This is a genomic window from Cohnella phaseoli (genome assembly GCF_003386235.1).
GTDB classification, from domain to species: Bacteria; Bacillota; Bacilli; order Paenibacillales; family Paenibacillaceae; genus Cohnella; species Cohnella phaseoli.
The window spans coordinates 436833-443086 of sequence record NZ_QRDZ01000003.1; the positions used below are offsets into that span (position 1 = coordinate 436833).

Annotated in this window: 7 protein-coding genes; 6 read left to right on the forward strand and 1 reads right to left on the reverse strand. The window is 53.9% G+C overall.

The features are described from left to right. Positions 1-38 precede the first annotated feature (38 nt). The 6 genes from DFP98_RS06305 to DFP98_RS06325 all read left to right on the forward strand — a co-directional run bounded on the left by DFP98_RS06305 (position 39) and on the right by DFP98_RS06325 (position 5443). Positions 39-464, forward strand: coding sequence for a GNAT family N-acetyltransferase (locus DFP98_RS06305; protein WP_116059695.1), 426 nt, complete (start codon positions 39-41; stop codon positions 462-464). A 264-nt stretch (positions 465-728) separates the two neighbouring features. Then, complete coding sequence (locus DFP98_RS06310; RefSeq protein ID WP_116059731.1) at positions 729-2687, forward strand: heavy metal translocating P-type ATPase; 1959 nt, start codon at positions 729-731, stop codon at positions 2685-2687. A 128-nt stretch (positions 2688-2815) separates the two neighbouring features. Beyond that, on the forward strand, positions 2816-2992 hold the full coding sequence (locus tag DFP98_RS38930; protein WP_181917509.1) for a hypothetical protein: 177 nt from the start codon (positions 2816-2818) through the stop codon (positions 2990-2992). A gap of 436 nt (positions 2993-3428) precedes the next feature. Then, entirely contained in the window at positions 3429-3740 is a 312-nt protein-coding gene (locus DFP98_RS06315) for a DUF4870 domain-containing protein (RefSeq protein ID WP_116059696.1), read from the forward strand. 69 nt (positions 3741-3809) lie between these two features. Beyond that, the gene (locus tag DFP98_RS06320; RefSeq protein WP_116059697.1) at positions 3810-4631 is read left to right on the forward strand and encodes a GNAT family N-acetyltransferase; all 822 of its coding nucleotides are present in this window, start codon (positions 3810-3812) and stop codon (positions 4629-4631) included. 299 nt (positions 4632-4930) lie between these two features. Then, positions 4931-5443: a hypothetical protein gene (locus DFP98_RS06325; RefSeq protein WP_116059698.1), complete on the forward strand. Its 513-nt coding sequence runs from the start codon at positions 4931-4933 to the stop codon at positions 5441-5443. A 479-nt stretch (positions 5444-5922) separates the two neighbouring features. On the opposite strand, the gene DFP98_RS06330 is transcribed toward DFP98_RS06325, so the two are convergent. Then, the coding region (locus tag DFP98_RS06330) for a transposase (protein ID WP_147310134.1) at positions 5923-6254 on the reverse strand (332 nt) is incomplete at its 5' end.

Sequence of the window (6254 nt, forward strand, 5' to 3'; positions counted from 1 at the left end):
GAAGCGATGACCCAATTACGAAACGGAAGTGGCAGAGCATGCTAGTTACTATTAGAGACAATCTGGACGATCCGTCCGTGCGCGATATTGTGGGATACAGCGTTTACCCCGATCCTGACAAGCTGGATAGAACGATCGATGCTTACAAATCGGATGACCGGCTAGAAATATACGGGTATGAAGCCGAAGGGGAACTCATCGGCATTATCGGCATACGTATGAACGAGAGCGGCGAATTAAAGATCGAGCATATTGCGATAGCTCCGGATTTTCGCGGGCTTGGTTACGGGCGAGGGCTGGTGCTTGAGACGATCGAGCGGAAAAGCCCTGCAAAACTGGTTGCCGAGACCGATGAAGAGGCGGTGGATTTCTACCGCAATATCGGGTTCGAGATCGAAAGCTTAGGCGAGTCTTACCCGGGTGTGGAGCGCTTCAAGTGCGTCTACGTCGTGGAGCCGGACTAAACGCGAAAGAAGCGAATCTAAGAACGGTGGCAATGCCCGAAGTGTTTAAATTGTCCATTCCTCTTCACTTTTATTGTTCTTTAGATTATAATAATTATAAATAAGGAATAATGAAGCTCCCGTAATTTAGAACAACCTCACAAATGAATAAACAAAGGCGAGTCGTTATTCTCGCTTAACATGCTGCTCCCTATCGGAGCAGCATGTGTCATTTTAAGGGGTGTAATAATGGGAGTCATTCTCAATGGAGAGGGAGAGATTACAATGAGCCAAGCGATACATTCGATGAAGGGACAGGAACATAGCGAGCGCGGCGAGCTTCGGCAACATCGAGCCGAAGGCGCAGCCGCCGGCTGGCTGAGCCGGTACGGGGAGGGCATGGCCGCTTTGGGGAGCGGGCTGATCCTCGCCGTTGCCTACATGCTGGAGCAGACGTCGTATCCTTGGGCCGTCGCCCTATATATTACTGCATTCGCGGTCGGCGGGTTCGCCAAAGCGAAGGAAGGAATAAGCACGCTTGTCCGGGAGCGCGACCTTGACGTCAACCTGCTGATGATCGTTGCGGCGATCGGAGCCGCGAGCATCGGTTACTGGACGGAGGGCGCCGTGCTGATCTTTATTTTCTCTCTCAGCGGTGCGTTAGAGACCTACACGATGGATCGCAGCAGCAGGGACATCTCGTCGCTAATGGACCAGAAGCCCGAGACGGGCACGTTGATTCGCGACGGTATCGAACGCATTGTTCCGATTGAGGAGCTGACGGCCGGAGATCTCGTTCTAGTTAAGCCGGGCGAGCGAATTCCGTCCGACGGCGTCGTGACCGAAGGCGCATCCGACGTGAATCAGGCGTCCATCACAGGGGAATCGATTCCGGTTGATAAAACCCCGGGAGACGTCGTCTATGCCGGCACGTTGAACGGAGAAGGCGCGCTGTACGTAGAGGTCGGACAGACGAGCGAATCGACGCTCTTCGCCAAAATTATCCGCCTCGTGCAGGAAGCGCAGAGCGAGAAGCCTGCCTCGCAGAGGTTTATGGAACGCTTCGAACGCATTTATGCGCGAGCGATTCTGCTCGTGTCCGCGTTGCTCATCGCGGTTCCTCCGCTGGTGCTGCAGGTTGCGTGGGAGCAGGCTTTCTATAAAGCGATGGTGTTTCTGGTGGTGGCGTCTCCTTGCGCGCTGGTTGCTTCAATTATGCCCGCAATGCTGTCGGCGATTTCGAGCGGCGCAAGGAAAGGTGTGCTGTTCAAGGGGGGAGCGCATCTGGAAAATCTCGCGAATGTGAAGGCGGTCGCCTTCGACAAGACCGGCACGCTAACGCAAGGCAGGCCGGTCGTGACCGATATCGCTGCTTTCCAGCACTATGACGAGAACGATGCGCTCTTCATCGCGGCTTCGCTCGAGAGTTTTTCCGGGCATCCGCTAGCTAAAGCGATCGTTAGCGCCGCGCAAGAGCGGGGGCTGACGCCGGAGCGGCCTTCCGATTTTGGAGCTCTGACGGGCCGCGGCATTCAGGCGAAGCTCGGCGGCGAGCTATGGACGATCGGCAAAGCGTCTATGCTGAGAGAGCATGAGCGGTCTGGACGGATCGCGGAGACGATCGATCGGCTGGAAGGGGAAGGCAAGACGGTATCCGTGCTGATGAACGGGCAGGGAGCGGCAGCCGTATTCGCCCTGCGCGATCAGATTCGGCCGGAAGCCGCCCGTGCGATCGCCAGATTAAAGAAGCTGGGTGTACAAACCGTCATGCTGACCGGCGACCAAGGACAAACCGCGCGTGCGATAGCCGACGAACTCGGAATCGACCGGGTTTATGCCGATCTGTTGCCCGAGGACAAAGTGACGCGGATTAAAGAGCTGAAGGACGAATACGGCACGGTGGCAATGGTCGGGGACGGAGTGAACGACGCTCCCGCGTTGGCGACGGCAGGCGTTGGCATTGCAATGGGAGCCGCCGGCAGCGATGCGGCGCTGGAAACGGCGGACGTCGTGCTGATGAATGACGATATCGGCCGGATTGCGGATGCAATCGTGCTTGGCAAACAGGCGAAAACGGTGATCAAGCAAAATATGACGTTTGCGTTAAGCGTCATCGTACTTCTGATAGTCGCCAACTTCACGCAGGGGATTGCACTGCCACTTGGCGTCGTTGGACATGAAGGCAGCACGATTCTGGTCATACTGAACGGTTTAAGACTGCTGGGCTACCGTGCGATCGACTAATCGGCAAGAGGGCGGGAAGAAACGGGCGAATTGCGGCTGCGTTTCTTCCCGCCCTCTTGATTTTGCTCTCGAAACCGCTATAATGATGATAATGATTCTCGTTATTATGCTGCGGAGGAGATTCGAGGATGAACCTGCTGTTTCCGATCATGACCATTCTGCTGATCGCTTGCGGCGCTCTTTGCCTATTTGCGGCAATGTCCAATGCGGATCGTGCGCGGTTGGGCCGGAAGGCGAGTATCTCCGATAGCCGCTCGGCGGGCAGGATGGCGGTTTCGAGCCTTGCCTGGAAGTCAAGAGAATAACGTTCGGACAATACGGAGCCGTCGGGAGGAAATCCCGGCGGCTCTGTTGCTACTACGCGCAAGATGCCCACGAAAGCAGATTTCGAGACGGCCCGGAGGCTTATACAGGAGCTATCGTGCATACATTTGTACAACAGGACCTATCCATCCTGCTCTCACGCACCCTATTGAGGAGGTGCTGCCCGTATTCAGCAGGTCCCTGTTAACTAGGCGAGGGGCAGATATTCGAGCAGGGAGCGACGCGAGTGACGCTGATCACGAAGGTGTTATCGGCCTTTTTTGAGACCGAAGTCAGGGTTGACTGGAGGAATGACCGGGCTTGGTTGTCCGTTCCTTGACTAATTTGACAAAAAATACGACTAAAGTAGCTAGCGCACCGGTCGTGAATTCGGTACATTTAGAACGGATTATTCCATTTAGGAGAGGGGTTTGACCGATGGTTCCGACTGAATCCGACATTCAACAGAATAAAGGCATGGCTATAGTGGCTTACATTTTGTTTTTCGTTCCATTGCTTGCGGCTAAGGAGTCTCCTTTTGCGCAGTATCACGCCAGACAAGGCTTGAACCTGTTCTTGCTGGCGTTAATAGCGAACGTGGTACTGAGCATTATTCCGATCATCGGATGGTTGTTGCTTCCGCTGGTCAACTTAGGAATTTTGGCGCTTGTCATTATCGGCATTCTTGCCGCGGCGAACGGCCAAGTGAAGCCGCTTCCTCTGATCGGGAAGTATGAGATTTTGAAGTAATTGCAGGATAACCGACCAGCCCCCGAGCCCTAGCGGAGTTCGGGGGCTGTCGCATGTGGAGGGATCGTCATGAGTGAGAGGAATCGATTGGCGGAACGCACGGAAGCGATTGAACGTTCGGAGATTGCCTATACGCTCGATCGTATGGAGGCGATTCGGGATCGTCCCGGCAATCCGGAAGGAATCGAGATTCTGCGAGTTGGCGGCGCGCTATGTATCTACAGCAGAACGATGCCTTGGCCGGGATTTAACACAGTCAAAGGTTTAAGAAGCAGCGATGCGGATACACTTGAAGAGATTATCGAGTTCTATCGCGCCCGCGGACGTAAGCCGTTGTTTGAGCTTGTGCCCGGGGTGGTGGATCAAGAGCTGATGAAGCGGCTGACTGCGCTTGGCTTCAGCCAGACAGGCTTCCATACGTCAATGGCTATGACAACGGGAGTTGGAGCTGCGCTTCATTCCGCGCCACTGGCGGACAAGCTGGAAATACGCTCGCTGTGCGAGGATGAATTCGAGCTGTACGCGACCGTCCACTGCCGCAGCTTCGGCTTGCCGGACGACGGCATTCCTCCTGTGGCCGCGAACAATCGGGTGCTGTATGACCGTCCGGGATGGAAGTTTTATTTGGCGCTATGGGAGGGTCAGCTCGCCGGAGCGGCCGTATCTCATCGAAACGGAGAGATAGCTTCGCTTACGTTCGCGGCGACGCTGCCGGACTATCGCGGGCTTGGCATTCATGCTGCGCTGCTGCGGACAAGGGTCGGAGAGGCGTTCGCGGACGACTGCGAACTGGTCGTCGGACAATGCGCTTTCGGCTCGCAGAGCCATCGCAATATGGAGCGTATCGGGATGAGCGTCGGTTATGTCAGAGCTTCATGGAGTGAACGGTAAGAAGGGCCGGTGGAATCGTTACGCTTTCCACTATTTTTGCGCAAGCTGCAGGGCTCCTGGCCTGCTCGCCGGTCTTTCGGATAACAAGGTACAGCCCGAACGCAATTTTCTTCTTCTACGACGAGTCCATCCAGACTAAAATCTTCTCTCCGGCATAACCTGACGTATAGGCACAATTTGGGATGAGAAAATTTTAATTTTTTTGGCGTGGATTTGTAACCTTATGTTGTCCTAATCCGTTTAATAGGTAATAGGAAAGCAAAGGCTGCGGTTACGAGCCCTGAAGGAGAGATTGCATAATGGTCAACAAACTGCTTATCAGCATAGTCGCCGTGTTGTTCGGTATCATGTCGTTCGGTTCCATTACAGCGAATACCGGCGAATACACGCCTGTTCCCGTGGACGAGAGCACGCGTGTCGCATATGTTGACGCAATCTATCGGGCGGACGGCGATTGCTATATAGACGCGGATTTCATAGAGTGGTACGAAGGGGAAGCGGCCAACCGGATATTTCGCGAGAGAGAAGCGGATTCGGGCATGGACGAAGCTCCGGACGGCTACTACATCGTGAATGACGACCAAGCGATCGAGCGGCTGAAGCTTGCGCCTGACGTGAAGGTGCTGATGCAGATTTACGACCGGACGGACGATATAGCCGAAGCGGATGTCGTATGGAACGAGCAAATCGCGTTAGATAAATTCATCTCTTTGATGACGGATAACGGGGAAATGAACCTGAGAGATTATCCGTATCATTTGACGATAGAAGACGGCGTCATCACGAAGATTGTTCAGCAGTTTATTCCATAAGTCAGATGAATCGAACGACGAACGTCTCCCGCAAAATCGGGAGACGTTCTTTTGCGCGAGTCCGACCCGAACCGAGCCGGAGAGTGTAGGCCAAAAAAGTGCCTCGACCCGACCCGAACCGGAGAGTGTAGGCCAAAAAAGTGCCTCGACCTGACCCGAGCCGGAGAGTGTAGGCCAAAAAAGTGCCTTGACCCGACCCGAACCGGAGAGTGTAGGCCAAAAAAGTGCCTCGACCTGACCCGAGCCCGGGGGCGGAGACCAAAAAAGTGCCTTGACCCGACCCGAACCGGAGAATGGAGGCCAAAAAAGTCACTAGTCATGCATCAAACCTGACATAATAGTCGAAGGGTGAGGCCTAATCCAATATTGTGATTTGGTTTCATATTTTTCCATTTGATTTTCTTCCCAGTAAGCCAAAAAATCAGAGCAGGAACAGGAGACGCGATTTTCCACAAAATTGGATATTCATTTATCTTTGCCTAACGTAGTATGACGCGCTGATTCTCCTCGACAAGCTTGACTCTATCCGTCTTCTGTCGCCCTCTGGATTTCCTCGACGGAACACGATTCAAAGCTGCGAGAAATTGCTGCCAGCTATGATAGAAATAGCTCCGCAGAAGCTTCAAAACCTCCCACTGACTCTTGGGGGTTTGCAAGCGGAGCTTGACCAAAAGGCTGACTGCATAAGCGATCAGCGACAAAAAGACGTGGTTCCAAACCGCTTCTTGTTCAAAGCTGCAGAGCTTAACCATCTTCAGATGCTGTTTCACCCATTTGAAAAACAACTCGATTAGCCAACGGTTCTTATAGA